Source organism: Ancylobacter rudongensis (genome assembly GCF_900100155.1).
Lineage (GTDB): Bacteria > Pseudomonadota > Alphaproteobacteria > Rhizobiales > Xanthobacteraceae > Ancylobacter > Ancylobacter rudongensis.
In genome coordinates this window covers 632,887-649,358 of sequence record NZ_FMTP01000001.1, presented here as the reverse complement: position 1 = coordinate 649,358, position 16,472 = coordinate 632,887, and the positions used below count along the sequence as shown (strand labels likewise).

The following is a 16,472-nucleotide window of genomic DNA, read 5'->3' as shown; positions in this document are numbered from 1 at the left end:
CTCCAATAAATAGGCGGTGACGGCGGCCTGGGGGTCGGCGTGGCTCATCGGACGCTCCTGACGGCCGGCGTCGTCACGGGCGCTCTCCCGGCTCGTGATCGACGAGGTAGTCGATGTGGCGATGGCCGTTGGCACCGAGCCGGATCGTCACCTCGACCCCGAACACTTCGCGGATGAGGGCGGGGGTGAGCACCTCCTCGGGCAGGCCGGCCGCCACCAGCCGGCCGGCGGACAGCACGCCGATGCGATCGCAGAACAGCGAGGCCAGGTTGAGGTCGTGCAGCGCCACGATGCAGGTCACGCCGAGGCGCCGCACCAGCCCGAGGATGGAGAGCTGGTGCTGGATGTCGAGATGGTTGGTCGGCTCGTCGAGAATGAGCTCGCGCGGCGCCTGCGCCAGCGCCCGGGCGATATGGACGCGCTGGCGCTCGCCGCCTGACAGCGTGTGCCAGGGCTGGTCGTGCCGCTCAGTGAGGCCCACCCGCGCCAGAGCCGCGTCGACCGCCCGCTCGTCCTCCGTGCTCCAGGAGGCGAAGGCGGCACGGTGCGGCGTGCGCCCGAGCCGGACCACGTCACACACGGTGAGCTGGATCTCGGTGGTCGCCTGCTGCTCGACAAAGGCGAGGCGCCGGGCGAGGTCGCGGCGGCCCACAGCGGCGATATCCTGCCCGTCCAGCGTCACCACGCCGCTCGCCACCTTCCGCAGGCGGCAGAGCAGGCGCAGCAGGCTCGACTTGCCCGAGCCATTGGGACCGATCAGCCCGAGCACGCGGTTCGGCTCGACGTTGAGGCTGACGCCGTCGACAAAGAGCTTTCCGCCGGCGCCCCAGCGCACATCATGGGTGGCAAGCGTCATGCGGGCCGCCTCGCGCGGTAGAGGATGAACGCGAAGGCCGGCGCGCCGACCAAGGCGGTGACGATACCGATCGGCAGGATCTGCTGCGGCACGAGAATGCGCGAGAGCACGTCGGCGAGAATCATGAACACCGCGCCGATGACGAGGCAGGCCGGCAGCAGCCGGGCATGGCCGGGCCCGACCAGGAATCGCGCGGCATGGGGGATGACCAGCCCGACAAAGCCGACCGTGCCGACGATCGCCACCATGGTGGCAGTGAGCAGCGCGGTTGTCGCCAGCAGCACCAGCCGCACCCGCGTGACGTTGATGCCCAGCGAGGCGGCGGCATCCGCGCCGAAGGCAAAGGCATCGAGGGCCTTGGCGTGGACCATGCAGACGAGGAAACCGAGCAGCGCCACCGGCGCCGCCACCCACAGGTCCGACCAGCGCACGCCGCCGAAATTGCCCAGCAGCCAGAACATCACCCCGCGCGCCTGCTCGGCGCTGGCCATTGTGGTGACGATGGTCGCGGTCGCGGCGTTGAACAGCTGCGAGCCGGCGACACCGGCGAGGATCACCCGGTCGCTGGCCCCTCCCGCCCCGGCGGCGAGCAGCCCGACCATGACGAGCGCCGCCACCGAGCCGAGAAACGCCCCGCCGGACAGGCCGAGCGTCGCCCCGCCAAAGCCGAGGATCATCACGCACACGGCGCCGGTGGAAGCTCCGGCCGAGACGCCGAGAATATAGGGCTCGGCCAGCGGGTTGCGCAGCAGCGCCTGCAGGATGGCGCCGGAAAGGGCGAGCGCGCCCCCGCACAGCGCCGCCATCAAGGCCCGGCTCAGCCGGTACTCGAAGATCACGCCCTGCTGGATGGCGCTAACGGGGTAGCCAAGATCGAACACGCCATTGCCCAGCGCCCGGAAGGCGACGGATAGCGGGATCGGCATCTCGCCCACCGTCACCGCCAGCGCGATGGCGACCACCAGCGCGACGAGGGAGAGGCCGGCGAGGGCGATCCGCGCCGGCCAGTTCGGCCCGATGACGAGATGGCTCAATTGACCAGACCGAAGCCCTGCACCGCCTCGGCGATGGCCTCGAGGCCGTCCACCGTGTCCATGCCCGGCCGGGTGGCGCCGACATCGACGATGACGATGCGGTTGTTCTTCACGGCGGAAAGCTGGCTGGCCACGGGGTCGGTCTTGAGGAAGTCGAGCTTGGCCTCGATGTCGTCGGCGGGGAAGCGGCGGCGGTCCATCTTCACCAGCACCAGCACGTCGGGGTCGTTGGCGGCGATGGTCTCCCAGCCGACCAGCGGCCATTCCTCTTCCGTGGTGATGATGTTGCGGGCGCCGAGCTGGGCCATGACATAGGCCGGCACGCCGTTCTTACCGGCGAGGAAGGCGTCGCCCTTGATGTCTTTGCTGGAGAACCAAAGCGCCATGGACACGTCCCTGCCCTTCAGCGTCGCGACGGTGCGGGCAGCGGCTTCCTCGCGCGCCTTAAGGCCGGCGACCAGCGCCTCGGCGCGCTCCGACACGTCGAAGATCGCGCCATATTCCAGGATGTTCCGGTAGAGCAGCTCGGTCGAGTACATCTGCGTGCGGACACCGTCGCCAGCGCCGGTATTGTCCTTGCCTACACAATCGGTGGGCGAGACATAGACCGGCACCTTCACCGCGTCGAAACGGTCGCGCTTGCCGATGATGCCGTTCGGGCCGATGTGCCACTCATACATGGCGACCACGAGATCAGGCTCCTGCCCGACCACCGCCTCGAAGCTCGGATCATTGTCGGCGAGCCGCTTTACCCCGGCATTCACCGTCTCATACGGCGCGGCGACCGGGCCGAACCAGAGCGCGCTGGCGACCACCCGGTCGCCGAGGCCGAGCGCGTAGAGGATCTCGGTCTGCGCCTGGCCGACGCTGACGACGCGCTTTGGCGCGTGGTCGATCACTACGGGGTGGCCGCAATTCTCCAGCGTCAGCGGATAGGTCGTGCCGGCGGACGCATCCGTCGCCAGGGCGGCGCCGGCAAGAAGGCCGAGCGCCAGCGCGACGGCGCGCCGGCCGATGAGGGAAAAATTCGTCTTGGTCATGATCACCGCTTCCTGAAAAGGAAGACGGGAGCGCAAAGGGAACCGGCACCGGCAAGGCCCATCAAGCCCTTGCACGGCCGGCAACCTCCGGAGCACCCCGCCCGAAAGATTGTTCGCGATCCGGGCAGGTCTCCTGGCTCGCGGGTCAATGCTGGCTCTGCCCGGCCTTCCCAACGCACGGCAAGCCGTGGCGTCAGTGGACGATGGGCAGAGGGCTCGCCGCTTACAGTTGCGGGGGCAGCCTCGGCTTTGGCGCCGGGCGCCTCACCGAATTCCCTCTTAGCTCCGGGCGTGGAGCCCGGAGAACCTAGATCGGCGGCGACCCTAACCGCTCGCGCCCCGGCGTCAAGGGAGCCAAGCACAGGCGGTGCGCGAACAACCGCCCGAAGGCAACCTTCACGGTCGCGCATACCGGCCGGGGTTCGCGCCCCTGAACCGGCACCTGAATGATCATCGCGACCTGCCCGCCCATCCACATCGGCTGAACTGATACAATATATCAATTACGATCGCAAGGACCGCTGAGAGAAGTGGGAAGCCGCAGAGGCAGGCTCAGCCGCGGACGATCTCGACCGGGCCGTGATCGTCGCAACGGGGACGGCGCAGGCGGCCGTCGACGCGATAGACAGGGCCGGGCTCTTCGCCCGTGCAAGGCGCGCCGGCGGTGCAGACGGCGAAGGCGTGAGGTGAGGAGCGCCCCGGTGAGGCGGTGGCCGAAACTCGGGCGGCAGCGAGCTTGCCCGGCCCCGAGCGAAATCCCATAGTCGCACGAACAGATTCTCCGTCCGTCGGCCACGTCGGAACGGCGAGCCTCGTTCCAGTTCCAGACGGGCGCGGCGACGCCGGCCTCCGTCATGTTCCTCAAGGGCCCGCCCATGCCGCGCAAGCCGACGAACATCATCTATTCGGCCGACGAGAAGCCGCCGCTCAGCACGCTGCTCATTCTCGGCGTGCAGCACGCGACGCTCGCCCTGCTGTTCATCGTCTACCCGCTGGTGGCGGCGGTGGAGGCCGGGCTTTCCTTTGACGATACCCAGGTCTTCATCACCAGCTGCATCATCTTCATGGGGCTGGCCACCCTGCTGGAATGCCTGCCCAAACGCGGGGCGGGCATGCTGCTGGTGCAGATTCCCAACATGGCGCACATGCCGCTGGCGGTGCAGTCGCTCGCGGCGGGCGGGCCCGCGCTCTATGCCGGCATGAGCCTCATTGCGGCGGTGTCGCAGCTGACGCTGTCGCGCTTCATGGGCGCGCTGCGGTCGGTGTTCCCGCCGGAGGTGTGCGGCGTCGCCGTCACCATGCTGGGCGTGGCGCTGGCTGACCCGGCGCTACGGCGGGCCTTCGGCATTTCGGGGGAAATCACGCCCGACCTCGACCTGCGCTACGCCCTTGTCAGCACGGTCACGCTCGTCATCATCATCGCGCTGGCCATCTTCTCGCGCGGCATGCTGCGGCTGTTCGCGGTGGCCATCGGCGCGGCCGTCGGCTGGGTCATGGCGGCGCAGCTCGGCGTCGCCCCGGAGCCGAGCCCGAGCTTCGCCACCCTGCCCTATGTCGACCTGCCACGCCTCGGCTGGCCCGGCATCAGCTTCTTCTCCTGGGCGCTTATCCCGGCCGCCATCATCACCGGCGTGCTCTCCGCCGTCGACATGGTGGGAACCGTGGTGTCGATGCAGCGCATGGACGACGCCGACTGGCGCCGCGCCGATCTCGACCAGGCGGGCCGGGCGATCCAGGCCAACACGCTCGCCGACATGGGCACCGCCGTGACAGGCGGCTTTGCCAGCGCCTCGTCCTCGGCGGCGGTCGGCGTCGCCTTCGCCACCGGCACCACGGCGTGGCGGGTGGGCGCCGTCTCCGGACTCCTGATTATTCTGGCCGCCTTCTCGCCACGCCTCATCGGCGTGCTCACCATCATCCCCGCGCCTGTTATCGGCGCGATCCTGATCTATGCCGCCGCCTTCCTCACCGTCGCGGGCATGGAGCTGATCCTGTCCCGCCGGCTCAGCGACCGGCGCATCTTCACCGTGGGCCTGGCCATCCTCACCGGCATCGCCGTGGCGATCCTGCCGGATCTCGTCCGCCTTACCCCGGACTGGGCGCAGCCGATCCTCGAATCGCCGCTCTCCATCGCCACCGCCGTCGCCATCGTGCTCAACCTCATCTTCCGCATCGGCATCCGCCAGGAAGCCACGCGCGCCGTCACGGCGGAGGAGAACCCGTTCACCGTCGCCACCGAGTTCCTCGAACATCAAGGCGACCTCTGGGGCGCGCGCCGCGACGTGATCGCGGCCGCCATCCCGGTGGTGGCGGAGGGCGTGGAGATGCTGCTCGACACCGGCGTCGCGCCGGGCAAGCTGGAAATGCGGGCGCATTTCGACGAGGAGAACTTCGACGTCGCGCTGATCTATGAAGGCGAGCCGATCGCCATCCCCACCCATCGCCCCTCCCCGGAAGACCTGCTGGGCGACGCGCAGGCGGTGGCGCGCTTCGTCGGCTATATGCTGAGCAAGCGTGCCGACAAGCTCAATGTCGGCACGGACGGCACCCGCCAGAAGCTGACCCTGCGCTTCGAGCACTGACAACGCCGGCCCGGCCACGCGGACGGGCCCTGCCCCCGCCGGGCCCTGCGCTTGCGCGGTTTTGGCTTTGCCGATACTCCTTGGCCGTCTTCGCGCGGGCGGGCTGGCGGGCTCTCGGCAGCACCGCCATCCCGACGATGCCGCCGCCACGACTCCGCCGCCGAGATTTTCGCCGCCAAGCCGAATTCGGGAGCCAGGCCTTGATACATATCGACCGCATAGTCGCGGGTACCATCGTCGTCACCGCCGTCAAGGGGCGGCTCGACAGCTCCTCCTCGCCGAAGCTGGAGGAATTCCTCGCCGGCGCCCCCAGTGAGGGCACCCTGCTGCTCGATTTCGCCGAACTCACCTATATCAGCTCGGCCGGCCTGCGCGTCGTGCTGAAGGCGACCAAGATGGTCCGTGGTGCCGGCGGCACGCTGGCGGTGTGCGGCCTCATCCCGCAGGTGCATGAGGTGTTCGACGTCAGCGGCTTCTCCTCGCTGATCCCCATCCATCCCAGCCGCGAGGCTGCCCTCGCCACCATGACCTGACAGTACCGGCAAACCCGGCGGAGCGGGCGATGACCGACACCGAGCTCGATCTGCGCCTGCCCAACGATCTGGCCGAGCTCGACGGGCTCAGTTCGCGGATCGAGGCCTTCATGGAGGCGGCCGGCATCGGCCCGACCCCGGCCTACCGGCTGCAGCTGGCGGTGGACGAGTTCTTCAACAACGCCGTCGACTACGGCTACCCCGACGGTCGGGCCGGCGAGATCGTCATCGAAGTGCGGCGGGAGGGCGACAAGCTCCATCTGGTCTTCAGCGACGATGGCGACCCGTTCGACCCCTTTGCCGCCCCCGCGCCCGACCTTGAGGGTGCGCTTGAGGAGCGCCACGTCGGCGGGCTCGGCGTGCATCTCGTCCGCACCCTGTGCGACAGCTTCGCCTATGCGCGGGAGAAGGACCGCAATGTGAAGCGCCTTACCTTCGCGCTGGCCGGCTAAGCCTCGGGCCGGGCTTCTTCACGCGGCGCGCTGGGCGCGCTGCACCTGGGTCAGTCCGTTCACCAGCCGCCGCGCCAGCCAGACGATGCGCTCGAACAGCACCGTCATGCGGAACAGCGCGTTCTGCTCCTCGGCGGTCAGCTCGCTCTGCGAGGAGAGGCGCTGACGCAGATCCTCCATCAGCCGGTCGCGATGGCCGAGCAAGGCGAGCACCAGCTCCGGCTCCTCCGCCCCCAGGCTGTCGGCATGGTCGGCCACCGCGCTCAGCAGCAGGTGCAGCGCCTCGTTCAGCCGCTGCGCGGTCGGCACGGCGCGCACATGGGCGGCTTCCTGGGCATAATCGGCCAGCGCCTCGTGCAGCGCGCCGGCATTGTTGGCCGCGTCGTCCAGCAGCAGCGCCACCGCCACCTGGTCGCGGGCCAGCGGCGCGTCGAGCAGCGAGGCGAGATAGGCCCGGGTGGTCTCGGTCAAGGTCGCCCCGGCGGCGCGCAGCACGGCGGCCGAGGGCGCGGCGGGGTCGCCCTCCTCGCGCACATGCTCGATCATCTGCGGCAGCCGGCCACTGAGGCGCGCCACCTCGCGCATCGAAAGGTCGAGCGCGGCCTCGGTGTCGCCGAGCGCCTCGCGCAAGAGGAAGGCGGGCTGGGAGAGCGTCTCGACGGCGTTCATCGGCAGCAGTCGCGCCACAATGCGGCGGGTCGGCGGCTCCAGCAGGGCCGAAATCAGCGCGCCGCCAATCTGCGCGCCAAGAAAGATCAGCGCCAGCGCCGCGCCGACATCGCCCTGCCCCGGGTCGAACAGAGCGGCGGCGAGATCGGGACGCCAGGCCAGGACGAGGGCGAGGGCCACGAGCAGCAGCGAGCCGGCGCCCTTCTGCACCACCTGCAGCGCGAACACGACCCGGCCCGGCCGCGTCTCGCCGGGGATCAGCACCGCATTGTTGATCACGCCGGCCGCATTGGCCCCCGCAATCAGCGGCAGCGCCGTGCTGAAATCGAGCAATCCGCCGCCCACCGCCGCCACCGCCAGCGCCGCCGCGACCGAAGAGGACTGGGCGGCCACCGAGAAGCCGGCGCCGATCAGCGCCAGCAGCCAGGGATTTTCCACCGCCTGCTCCCACCAGGGATGCCCCAGCAGCGCCTCGCGCATCGGACCGACGGCGACGGAAACCAGGTGCATGCCAAACAGCAGAAGCCCGGCGCCGAGCGCCGCTTCCAGCACGTTGCGCATGCGGTCGCCGCGCGCCAGGCGGAAATAGGTCATGAAGCCGACGACGCCGATGACCAGGCCGGCGGCGGTCGAGGTATCGACGGCGACGATCAGCGGCAGCAGCGAGGTGCCGACATTGGACCAGCTCGGCGCCAGCAGCGCCGGCCCGTCGGTCAGCACGTTGCCGCGCACGAAGGAGACGACGATCCATGAGACCGCGGTGGAGCTCTGGGTGATCATCCCCGCCAGCGTACCGCTGAGGGCGGCGCTGACATTGCCCCGCAACGCCCGCGCAAAGGCGGCGCGGGCCCGTCGCCCGACCAGAGGCACCAGATTGGCGGAGAGCCCGCGCACGCCGATGAAGAACAAGCCCAGCCCGCTGAACATGAGCGCGATGGTCGCCATGGCCTACCTGTCGTCCGGTTGACTATCGAATGAGCGCGCGACGATCGTTTCCAGCGCCGCCGGAATGCGGCACGGCTGCAGGGCGCGGGCCCTTATGGAAGCGTCACATGACAGAACGGTGACGGGGCGGCCCTCATCCGGGCAGGCCGAGCCGTGTTTTGATCTTCTCCAGCAGGCGCGGCAGTTCCACCGGCTTGGTGTCGAAATCGTCGCAGCCCGCCGCCATCGCCTGCTCGCGGTCCGAGGCCATGGCATGGGCGGTGAGCGCGATGACCGGAATGGCGGCGGTCTCAGGATGCGCCTTCACCCGCCGCGTCGCCTCCCAGCCATCCAGCACCGGCAGGCTCATATCCATCAGAATCAGCGCCGGCTTCTCGGAAAGGGCGAGGTCCACCCCCTCCTGCCCGTTGACCGCGATCACCACCTCGAACCCGTTGCGGGTGAGGCGCCGCGAGAGCATGTCGCGGTTCATCTCATTGTCTTCGACGAGGAGAATCTTCGTCATCGCGCCCTCTCAATGGCCGTGGCTGGCGATCGTGCCGAGCGCCGCGCCCAGCGAGCCGATCGGCTGCGCGCCCTTGTTCAGGATCAGCAGCGTGTTGCGGGCGAGAAACTCGCGCTCGTCCTCGGTCAGTTCCTTGGCGGTGAGCACGACGATGGGCAGTTCGGCATAGGCCGGCTCCGCCCGCACCCGCGTCAGGAAGGCGAAGCCGTCCATCTTGGGCATCATCAGGTCGAGCAGCACGAGGGCGGGCAGCGGATGGGCGCCGAGCCATTCCAGCGCCTCCTCCCCGTTCGCCACCTCGGCGACGGGCAGGCCGACGCCCTCGATGGTCGAGCGCATGATGGCGCGCACCTGCTCGTCATCATCGACAACGAGCACCACGCCATCCTCATTGCCGGGGGCGAATTTGTGGATCAGCGCGATCAGCCGCTGCCGGTCGATCGGCTTGGTCATGTATTCAGAGGCGCCGAGCGAATAGCCGAGATTCCGGTCGTCGACGATGGTGAGCATGATCACCGGGATATGCGCCAGCGCCGGCTCGGACTTCATGATGCCGAGCACCGACCAGCCGTCGATCTTCGGCATCATCACGTCGAGCGTGACGATATCGGGCGGCTCCTTGCGCATGATGTTCAGCGCCTCGACGCCGTCGCGGGCATGGCGCAGCACATAGCCTTCCTTGCCGAGCGTGGCGGTGAGCACGTCATGCACCGCCGGGTCGTCGTCCACCACCAGAACAGTGATCGCGCCGGGCTCGGAAGGCGCGCCGGGATCGACAATGTCGTCCTCCTCCGCCTCGGCGCCGATCACCCGTGCCTCCACCGGCAGCTCGATGGTGAAGGTGGAGCCCTTGCCGGCTTCGCTCGCCACCGAGATGGTGCCACCGAGCATGGCAGCGAAGTGTTTGGTGATGGTGAGGCCCAGCCCGGTGCCGCCGAAATTGCGGGTGGTGGAGGAATCCGCCTGTGTAAAGGCCTGGAACAGGCGGCCCATCTGCTCTTCGCTCATGCCGATGCCGCTGTCGCTCACATCGAAGCGCACCGCGCCCGCCCCGTCGGCCAGCGTCTCGCGGGCGATACGCAGGGTCACCGTGCCGTCCTTGGTGAATTTGGCGGCGTTGCTCAGCAGGTTGATCAGGCTCTGCTTCAGCTTGGTGACGTCGGTGCGCAGCGTGCCGATCTCGACCGGGCAGTCGATGACGAACCGATTGCCGTTCTTCTGCATCATCGGCCCGACAATGGTCTTCACCTCCTCGACCATACGGGTGAGGAACACCTGTTCCAGATAGACATCCATCCGCCCCGCCTCGATCTTGGAGAGGTCGAGAATGTCGTTGATCAGCCCCAGAAGGTGCTTGCCCGCCGCCTGGATCTTGTCGAGGTCGGCGACCATGGCACTGTCGCCGGCATCGGCCGCGTCCTCGGAGAGGATTTCGCTGTAGCCGATAATGGCGTTGAGCGGGGTGCGCAGTTCATGGCTCATATTGGCCAGGAAGGCCGATTTCACCCGGCTGGCCGATTCCGCCGCCTCCTTGGCCTCGCGCAGCTGCTGCTCCATGCGGACGCGGTCGCTGATGTCGACAAAGGTGGCGATGACGGCCGGCGCGCCGCGGAATTCCAGCGGCTCATGCGAGACCATGGTGCAGATGGTCGAGCCGTCGGCATGCGGCAGGTTGAACTCACGCCGTTCGCCTGAGGGCGTGGCCAGAATATCCGCCAGTTCCTGGCCGCGCGCGGGGTCGGCGAACAGCTCGCGCAGCGGACAGCCGATGAGCGTGCCGGCGTCGCGGCCGATCAGCCGGCCGAAACAGCCATTGGAGTGGCGCACGACCTTGCCCGCCATGTCCATGATCAGCAGGCCGATCGGGGCCGCCGCGTCGATGGCGCGCAGCTGCTCCTCGTCCTCGCGCAGCTTCATCTCGGCGAGCTTGCGCTCGGTGATGTCGGTATAGATCGCGATGAAGCCGCCGCCCGGCACCGGGTCGCGCCGGACTTCCAGCACGGTGCCGTCCGGCCGTGTGCGCTCGAAACGGTGCGGCTTTTCCAGCTGGGCGAGGCGCTGGGCAAGCGCGGTCTCGATGTCGACGTCGCCGAATTCACCGCGGGCGCCGAGGTAGCGGATATAGTCGGAGAAGGTGTGCTCGGTGCCGAGGAACTCCTCCGGCATCGCGAGGTAGTCGCGAAACAGCTGGTTCCAGGTGACGAGACGGTGCTTCGCGTCGTACATGGCGACGCCCTGCGACATGTTCTCCAGCGTCGCGCGCAGCAGCGTCGCCTCGCTCACCCACTCGTCTTCCGTCATCCCATCATCCCCTGATCGTCACGCCGCGCCGGGCGGGTCCAGCGACAGCAGCAGCGCCGCCATGTCATCGAAGGCGGGCAGCCCGGCCTCGAAGGCGCGCACCCCCGCCGCCAGGCGCGGCAGCGGCGCCTTTTCATCGCCCAGCGCGGCGAGAAAATCGCCCACCCGCTCCTCGCCATAGAGCACACCGGAATGGTCATGCGCCTCGGTCAGCCCGTCCGTCACCACCAGCAGGCGCTCGCCCGGAGCGAGGGAAACGGAAGCGGTGCGGAAGACGAAGTCCTCCACCACGCCGAGCGCGGGCCCGCCGGCGGCGGTGAGCCGCGACACCGTGCCGTCGACGGCGCGCAGATAGGGCGGCACATGGCCGGCGCGGACATAGGCGAGCCTTCCGGTGGGCACGTCGAGCACCGCCAGCAGCAGCGTAACGAACATGCAGGAGGCGTTGCCGCGCGCCAGCGCGTCGTTCACCAGCCCCGCCGCCCGCGCCGGATCGGCGAAGAGCTCGGCCGCATCCGGCCGGGTGCCCAGCGAGCGGAACATGGAATGGGTGCGCGCCATCATCAGCGCGGCGCCCGCCCCCTTGTCGGAGACGTCGCCGATCACCCCCACCATCTTTGAATCACCGACGGGGAAATAGTCTACGAGGTCGCCGCCCACTTCCTTCGCCGGCTCCAGCAGCACGTCGATGGCAAGGCTCCGCCCGCCGAAGGCGCCGGCGAAGGGCGGCGGCACCAGCGCCAGCTGCAGGGTGCGGGCCTCGGTGAGCTCGGCCTGCTTGCGCTTGAGTTCGTCGCGGGTGCGGTCGCGCAGGCCCTTCTTCTCCAGCGTGGCCAGCACGCGGGCACGCAGCAGCGTCGGATTGAACGGCTTGAAGATGAAATCGTCGGCGCCCAGCTCGATGCAACGCACCACCGGCTCGATCTCGTTGAGCGCCGAGACGACGATGACCGGCAGATCGTTGATCCGGCCATCGGCCCGCAGCCGGTCGAGCACGCCGAAGCCATCCAGCTCCGGCATCATGATATCGAGCAGCACGAGGTCGTAGGGCTTCTGGTCGATGGCGGCGAGCGCCTCGATGCCGTTGGCGGCCTCGTCAATATGGGTGAAGCCGAGCCGCTTCAGCCGGCGCATCAAGAGGTCCCGGTTTTCCGCGACATCGTCGACCACCAGAATCGACGCGTTCTGGTCCGTCATGAGCGCGCTTCCACCGTCTTCTCAACCCCTGCCCGGACGCGGGCAAGGCCGGACTATCCACACAATGCCCGCCCTTAGCAACGTCGCCAGCGGCGCCAAGCAACGACAAAATCTGCCTGTTCCGCCATTCCCGCGCCGCGCCCCTATTGGGGTAGGGAGAGGGTGGCGCGATGCGCGCGCAAGGCATGGCGGTTCGACCCGCGCCGCCCTACATAGGGGTGCAAGGGAGGCGCGACGTTCAACGATGAAGATGTTTCGAGCGAGCCTTCTCGCGGCGGCAGCGGTCCTTGTGGCCGTGCCCGCCTTGGCCCAGGTCACGACAAAGCCGAGCCCGTACATGCCTCAACGCCGTGATTCGGTTCGTCCGAACAGCCAGAACCTGATGCAGGGCCCCTCCTACTGGACGCCCCAGCAGCGCCGGCTGAACGTGCCCGGCGCCACCAGTAATCCCAGCCTGCGTCGCGAGACCGAGCCCTACCCGCCGCCGCCGATCCCGACCCCGGTGCGCCCGGCGGAAACGCCGGAGAAGTAGCCAGGCGACCGTTGCGCCTGCCACGAGCCGTCATGCTGAGGTGCCGGCCGGCGGCCGGCTCGAAGCACGCAGGCGGTGTGACGCGGCAAGCGTCTACGCCTTCGAGGCCCGGCTGCGCCGGGCTCCTCAAGATGACGGGCCGGGCGGGCGCCCCTCCCCAATGCGACGTTATCCCGGCCGAGCCCCGCGAGAGCCGGGAGCGCGGGTAGATGTCGTGCGATCCCGGACGGCCTCAGGCCGATCCGGGATGACGGCTCCTTGGGGTGAAGCCCTCAGTCCCGCAGCGTGTCCGGCGGGCTCGCTTCCGCCACCAGCGACGCCAGCGCCTCGTCCAGCGTCATCGCGGTCTGGTTGGGCGAGCCCAGGCGTCGGATCGAGACGGTGCGCTCGGCCGCTTCCTTGCGCCCGACCACGATCAGCGCCGGCACCTTGGCGAGAGAGTGCTCGCGCACCTTGTAGTTGATCTTCTCGTTGCGCACGTCGAGCTCGACCCGCAGGCCGCGCTTCTTCGCCAGTGCGACGATTTCCTGCGCGTAGTCGTCGCCCTCGGAGGTGATGGTCGCCACCACCGCCTGCACCGGCGCCAGCCAGAGCGGGAAATGGCCGGCATGGTGCTCGATCAAAATGCCGGTGAAGCGCTCCATCGACCCGCAAATGGCACGGTGGATCATCACCGGGGTCTTCTTCTGCCCGTCCGCGTCGACATAGAAGGCGCCGAAGCGCTCCGGCAGGTTGAAGTCGACCTGCGTCGTGCCGCACTGCCATTCGCGGCCGATCGCGTCGCGCAGCGTGTATTCGAACTTCGGGCCATAGAAGGCCCCCTCGCCCGGCAATATGCCGGTCTTGATCTTGCCGCCCGACTCCGCCTCGATCTGGGTCAGCACGCGGCCCATCACGTCCTCGGCGTGATCCCACACCGCGTCCGAGCCGACGCGCTTTTCCGGGCGGGTGGAGAGCTTGACCACGATCTCCTCGAAGCCGAAATCGGCATAGGTGGAGAGGATCAGCTCGTTGATCTTCAGGCACTCCGCCGCCATCTGCTCCTCGGTGCAGAAGATGTGGGCGTCGTCCTGGGTAAAGCCGCGCACCCGCATCAGCCCATGCAACGCGCCTGAGGGCTCGTAGCGGTGCACCGCGCCGAACTCGGCGAGGCGCATGGGCAGGTCGCGATAGCTCTTCAGCCCGTGCTTGAAGATCTGCACATGGCCGGGGCAGTTCATCGGCTTGAGAGCGTAGACACGGTCATTGTCCTCGGTATCGCCGGCCGGCTGCACCTTGAACATGTTGTCCTTGTACCAGCCCCAATGGCCCGAGGTTTCCCATAGCGACTTGTCGAGCACCTGCGGGGCGTTCACCTCCGCATAGTCGGCGGCGAGGCGCCGGCGCATGTAGGAAACGAGGTTCTGGAACAGGTTCCAGCCCTTCGGGTGCCAGAACACGACGCCCGGCCCCTCCTCCTGGAAGTGGAACAGGTCCATCTCCCGGCCGAGGCGGCGGTGGTCGCGCTTCTCGGCCTCCTCCAGCTGGAGGATATAGGCGTCGAGTTCCTCGCGGGTGCGCCACGCCGTGCCGTAGATGCGGGTCAGCATCTGGTTGTTGCTGTCGCCGCGCCAATAGGCGCCGGCAACCTTCATCAGCTTGAAGGCGTCGCCCACCTTGCCGACGCTCGGCATGTGCGGGCCGCGGCACAGGTCGAACCACTCGCCCTGACGGTAGATCTTCAGCGCCTGGTCGGCGGGAATGGCGTCCACCAGTTCGACCTTGAACGCCTCGCCCTTCTCCTTGAAGACGCGCTTGGTCTCCTCGCGGTCCCACACTTCCTTGGTGAAGGGCGCGTCGCGGGCGATGATCTCGCGCATCTTCTTCTCGATGGCGGCGAAATCGTCCGGGGTAAACGGCTCGTTGCGGAAGAAGTCGTAATAGAAGCCGTTCTCGATCACCGGGCCGATCGTCACCTGGGTGCCCGGCCACAGCGCCTGCACGGCTTCCGCCAGCACATGGGCGGCGTCGTGGCGGATGAGTTCGAGCGCCTCCGGGCTCTCGCGGGTGACGAGTTCGAAGGCGGCATCTGCTGTGATCGGATCGGAAAGGTCGCTCAGCACCCCGTCCAGCTTCATCGCCAGCGACTTCTTGGCCAGCGACTTGGCGATGGAGGCGGCGACCTCGGTGCCGGTGGTGCCGGAGGCATAGGCTCGGACGGCGCCATCGGGGAAGGTGAGATTGATATCGGACATGTCGTTTTCTCCTGCCCACTCCTGCGAACCACGCAGGTAGGCCTCGCAAGGTCACGTGTCGCGCGCGCCCTCCGCCTTCGGGGCCCGCGCGTAGCGCCACGGCATATACCACACGGCTTTGGGCGGCAATTCGGCCGGCACCGGCTCAAAGCCGGACCCGCCCCAGGGATGGCAGCGGCAGATGCGCCCCGCCGCCATCCAGCCGCCCGCCCAGGCGCCATGCGTCTCGATCGCCTCCTCGGCGAATTCCGAACATGTGGGGAGATAGCGGCACTGCCGGCCCATGAAGGCGGAGAAGCTGTAGCGGTAAACGAGGATCGGCGCCCGCAGCATCAGCCGCGGCAGCCGGGCTATGAGCGCGGCGGCGCTAATTTCAGGACGCGGCTCATTCATTCCGCGCCCCTAACCCGGAACCGCCCGGACTCGGCGGCGTTTCCCCTGTGGAGGACCGGCACGGCTGCCGGCCGCCAGGGGAGAGCGCGATGACGGCAATCAGGATCTGGACGATGGCGGCGCTGGCCGGCACTTTCTTCGCGGCGAGCCCCGCGCTCTCCCAGCAGCCGCCCGCACCGCAGACGCCCGCGCAGCAGACGCCCGATCAGGAACCACCCCCGGCAGCGGGGCATGTTTCTCCCGGCCCGGCCGGTGGCACCCAGCCCGAGCCTTCTGCCGCCACCTCGCCCGAGGTCGACCCGGACATGCAGCGCGTCGCCGCCTGCAAGGCCGATGCGCTGGCCAAGCTCAAGAAGGCGTCGCCCTCGATCGAGGACATCTATATCGACGTCGACGGCCTCACCATCGCGCAGGCCGAGAACAAGCTCGGCGACACGGCGGTCAAGGGCATCATCATGGGTGAGGCCTATATTCAACGCGACCGCTCCGACACCGCCAACCGCTTTCTCTGCCTGACCGGCGAGAAGGACGAGGTGCTGTTCACCTTCTTCACCGAACGCTGAGCCATATCAGTCTAACACCCGTCGTCATCCCGGATGGCCGCAGGCCGATCCGGGGTCACTGACCGAACGGGGAGCGGTCCCGGCTCCGCTCCGCTTCGCTTCGGCCGGGATGACGGTTAGCGAATGGGCCTACTCCGCCGCCTCGCTCGCGGCGTTCCGCGCCTCGATCTGGCCGAGCGCATCGACGACGGCGTCGAAAGTCAGCAGCGTCGAGGCGTGGCGCGCCTTGTAGTCGCGCACCGGCTCCAGCACCGCAAGTTCGGCCCAGCGCCCCTGCGGCGGCGGACCGTTCTCCTTCAGCATCAGGCGCATCGCCTCGCGTACCGCGCGCAGTTCCTCGGCGGTCGAGCCGACAATGAGCGCGCCCATCACCGAGGACGAGGCCTGCCCGAGCGCGCAGGCGCGCACCTCATGGGCGAAATCCGTCACCACGCCGTCGCGAACCGCGAGATCGATGGTCACGGTCGAACCGCAAAGCCGGGAATGCGCCGTTGCCGAAGCATCCGGCGCGGCCAGTCGGCCAAGCCGTGGTATGTCGGCCGCCAGTTCGAGGATGCGGCGATTATAGACGTCGTTCAGCATGCCGGTTCGATCCGTCCAAAAGGCGGCGTTGATCCCCGCACGGGCGGCTTTCGC

At 68.5% G+C, this 16,472-nt stretch carries 15 protein-coding genes and 1 riboswitch; of the genes, 5 read left to right on the top strand and 10 right to left on the bottom strand.

Annotation, left to right across the window (positions count from 1 at the left end; translation table 11 throughout):
* Window positions 1-73: 73 nt before the first annotated feature.
* The 3 genes from BLO63_RS02945 to BLO63_RS02935 are packed head-to-tail and all read right to left on the bottom strand — an operon-like array spanning window position 74 to window position 2,930.
* Window positions 74-856 (bottom strand): ABC transporter ATP-binding protein, encoded by a 783-nt coding sequence (locus tag BLO63_RS02945; protein ID WP_091436587.1) that lies wholly within the window; start codon window positions 854-856, stop codon window positions 74-76.
* Window positions 853-1,890 carry a FecCD family ABC transporter permease gene (locus tag BLO63_RS02940; protein WP_091436585.1) on the bottom strand — a complete coding sequence of 346 codons (1,038 nt, stop codon included), beginning with the start codon at window positions 1,888-1,890 and terminating at the stop codon, window positions 853-855. Before BLO63_RS02940 ends, BLO63_RS02945 begins: the two co-directional genes overlap by 4 nt.
* On the bottom strand, window positions 1,887-2,930 hold the full coding sequence (locus BLO63_RS02935) for an ABC transporter substrate-binding protein (RefSeq protein WP_091436583.1): 1,044 nt from the start codon (window positions 2,928-2,930) through the stop codon (window positions 1,887-1,889). The genes BLO63_RS02940 and BLO63_RS02935 overlap by 4 nt, the downstream gene beginning before the upstream one ends.
* A gap of 106 nt (window positions 2,931-3,036) precedes the next feature.
* Window positions 3,037-3,256, bottom strand: a riboswitch (cobalamin riboswitch).
* A 549-nt stretch (window positions 3,257-3,805) separates the two neighbouring features.
* Here BLO63_RS02935 and BLO63_RS02930 point away from each other — a divergent pair.
* From BLO63_RS02930 to BLO63_RS02920, 3 genes are all read left to right on the top strand, one after another.
* Window positions 3,806-5,512 carry a uracil-xanthine permease family protein gene (locus tag BLO63_RS02930; protein ID WP_091437252.1) on the top strand — a complete coding sequence of 569 codons (1,707 nt, stop codon included), beginning with the start codon at window positions 3,806-3,808 and terminating at the stop codon, window positions 5,510-5,512.
* Window positions 5,513-5,712: 200 nt separating this feature from the next.
* The gene (locus tag BLO63_RS02925) at window positions 5,713-6,045 is read left to right on the top strand and encodes an STAS domain-containing protein (protein WP_091436581.1); all 333 of its coding nucleotides are present in this window, start codon (window positions 5,713-5,715) and stop codon (window positions 6,043-6,045) included.
* A gap of 29 nt (window positions 6,046-6,074) precedes the next feature.
* Window positions 6,075-6,497 carry an ATP-binding protein gene (locus BLO63_RS02920; protein ID WP_091436579.1) on the top strand — a complete coding sequence of 141 codons (423 nt, stop codon included), beginning with the start codon at window positions 6,075-6,077 and terminating at the stop codon, window positions 6,495-6,497.
* A gap of 18 nt (window positions 6,498-6,515) precedes the next feature.
* On the opposite strand, the gene BLO63_RS02915 is transcribed toward BLO63_RS02920, so the two are convergent.
* From BLO63_RS02915 to BLO63_RS02900, 4 genes are all read right to left on the bottom strand, one after another.
* On the bottom strand, window positions 6,516-8,111 hold the full coding sequence (locus tag BLO63_RS02915; RefSeq protein WP_091436578.1) for a Na/Pi cotransporter family protein: 1,596 nt from the start codon (window positions 8,109-8,111) through the stop codon (window positions 6,516-6,518).
* Window positions 8,112-8,244: 133 nt separating this feature from the next.
* On the bottom strand, window positions 8,245-8,616 hold the full coding sequence (locus tag BLO63_RS02910) for a response regulator (protein WP_091436576.1): 372 nt from the start codon (window positions 8,614-8,616) through the stop codon (window positions 8,245-8,247).
* A gap of 9 nt (window positions 8,617-8,625) precedes the next feature.
* Window positions 8,626-10,917 carry a response regulator gene (locus BLO63_RS02905; RefSeq protein ID WP_091436575.1) on the bottom strand — a complete coding sequence of 764 codons (2,292 nt, stop codon included), beginning with the start codon at window positions 10,915-10,917 and terminating at the stop codon, window positions 8,626-8,628.
* 18 nt (window positions 10,918-10,935) lie between these two features.
* The gene (locus BLO63_RS02900; protein ID WP_091436573.1) at window positions 10,936-12,114 is read right to left on the bottom strand and encodes a PP2C family protein-serine/threonine phosphatase; all 1,179 of its coding nucleotides are present in this window, start codon (window positions 12,112-12,114) and stop codon (window positions 10,936-10,938) included.
* A gap of 337 nt (window positions 12,115-12,451) precedes the next feature.
* Between BLO63_RS02900 and BLO63_RS02895 the strand changes: the two genes are divergently transcribed.
* A complete protein-coding gene (locus tag BLO63_RS02895) occupies window positions 12,452-12,646 on the top strand; it encodes a hypothetical protein (RefSeq protein WP_244517570.1) in 195 nt (64 codons plus the stop codon).
* 272 nt (window positions 12,647-12,918) lie between these two features.
* Here the strand turns inward: BLO63_RS02895 and thrS are convergent, their stop codons facing one another.
* The gene (gene thrS / locus BLO63_RS02890) at window positions 12,919-14,880 is read right to left on the bottom strand and encodes a threonine--tRNA ligase (RefSeq protein ID WP_091436569.1); all 1,962 of its coding nucleotides are present in this window, start codon (window positions 14,878-14,880) and stop codon (window positions 12,919-12,921) included.
* Between the two features lie 51 nt (window positions 14,881-14,931).
* The gene (gene yidD, locus BLO63_RS02885) at window positions 14,932-15,273 is read right to left on the bottom strand and encodes a membrane protein insertion efficiency factor YidD (protein ID WP_091436568.1); all 342 of its coding nucleotides are present in this window, start codon (window positions 15,271-15,273) and stop codon (window positions 14,932-14,934) included.
* Window positions 15,274-15,362: 89 nt separating this feature from the next.
* On the opposite strand from yidD, the gene BLO63_RS02880 reads away from it, so the two are divergent.
* The gene (locus tag BLO63_RS02880) at window positions 15,363-15,836 is read left to right on the top strand and encodes a hypothetical protein (RefSeq protein WP_091436566.1); all 474 of its coding nucleotides are present in this window, start codon (window positions 15,363-15,365) and stop codon (window positions 15,834-15,836) included.
* 129 nt (window positions 15,837-15,965) lie between these two features.
* Here the strand turns inward: BLO63_RS02880 and BLO63_RS02875 are convergent, their stop codons facing one another.
* A complete protein-coding gene (locus BLO63_RS02875; protein WP_091436565.1) occupies window positions 15,966-16,418 on the bottom strand; it encodes an iron-sulfur cluster assembly scaffold protein in 453 nt (150 codons plus the stop codon).
* Window positions 16,419-16,472: the final 54 nt, after the last annotated feature.

Coding starts and splice junctions, on each gene's coding strand:
- BLO63_RS02945 (WP_091436587.1), bottom strand. CDS start 856: ATGACGCTTGCCACCCATGATGTGCGCTGGGGCGCCGGCGGAAAGCTC.
- BLO63_RS02935 (WP_091436583.1), bottom strand. CDS start 2,930: ATGACCAAGACGAATTTTTCCCTCATCGGCCGGCGCGCCGTCGCGCTG.
- BLO63_RS02930 (WP_091437252.1), top strand. CDS start 3,806: ATGCCGCGCAAGCCGACGAACATCATCTATTCGGCCGACGAGAAGCCG.
- BLO63_RS02920 (WP_091436579.1), top strand. CDS start 6,075: ATGACCGACACCGAGCTCGATCTGCGCCTGCCCAACGATCTGGCCGAG.
- BLO63_RS02915 (WP_091436578.1), bottom strand. CDS start 8,111: ATGGCGACCATCGCGCTCATGTTCAGCGGGCTGGGCTTGTTCTTCATC.
- BLO63_RS02910 (WP_091436576.1), bottom strand. CDS start 8,616: ATGACGAAGATTCTCCTCGTCGAAGACAATGAGATGAACCGCGACATG.
- BLO63_RS02905 (WP_091436575.1), bottom strand. CDS start 10,917: ATGACGGAAGACGAGTGGGTGAGCGAGGCGACGCTGCTGCGCGCGACG.
- BLO63_RS02900 (WP_091436573.1), bottom strand. CDS start 12,114: ATGACGGACCAGAACGCGTCGATTCTGGTGGTCGACGATGTCGCGGAA.
- BLO63_RS02895 (WP_244517570.1), top strand. CDS start 12,452: ATGCCTCAACGCCGTGATTCGGTTCGTCCGAACAGCCAGAACCTGATG.
- thrS (WP_091436569.1), bottom strand. CDS start 14,880: ATGTCCGATATCAATCTCACCTTCCCCGATGGCGCCGTCCGAGCCTAT.
- yidD (WP_091436568.1), bottom strand. CDS start 15,273: ATGAATGAGCCGCGTCCTGAAATTAGCGCCGCCGCGCTCATAGCCCGG.
- BLO63_RS02880 (WP_091436566.1), top strand. CDS start 15,363: ATGACGGCAATCAGGATCTGGACGATGGCGGCGCTGGCCGGCACTTTC.
- BLO63_RS02875 (WP_091436565.1), bottom strand. CDS start 16,418: ATGCTGAACGACGTCTATAATCGCCGCATCCTCGAACTGGCGGCCGAC.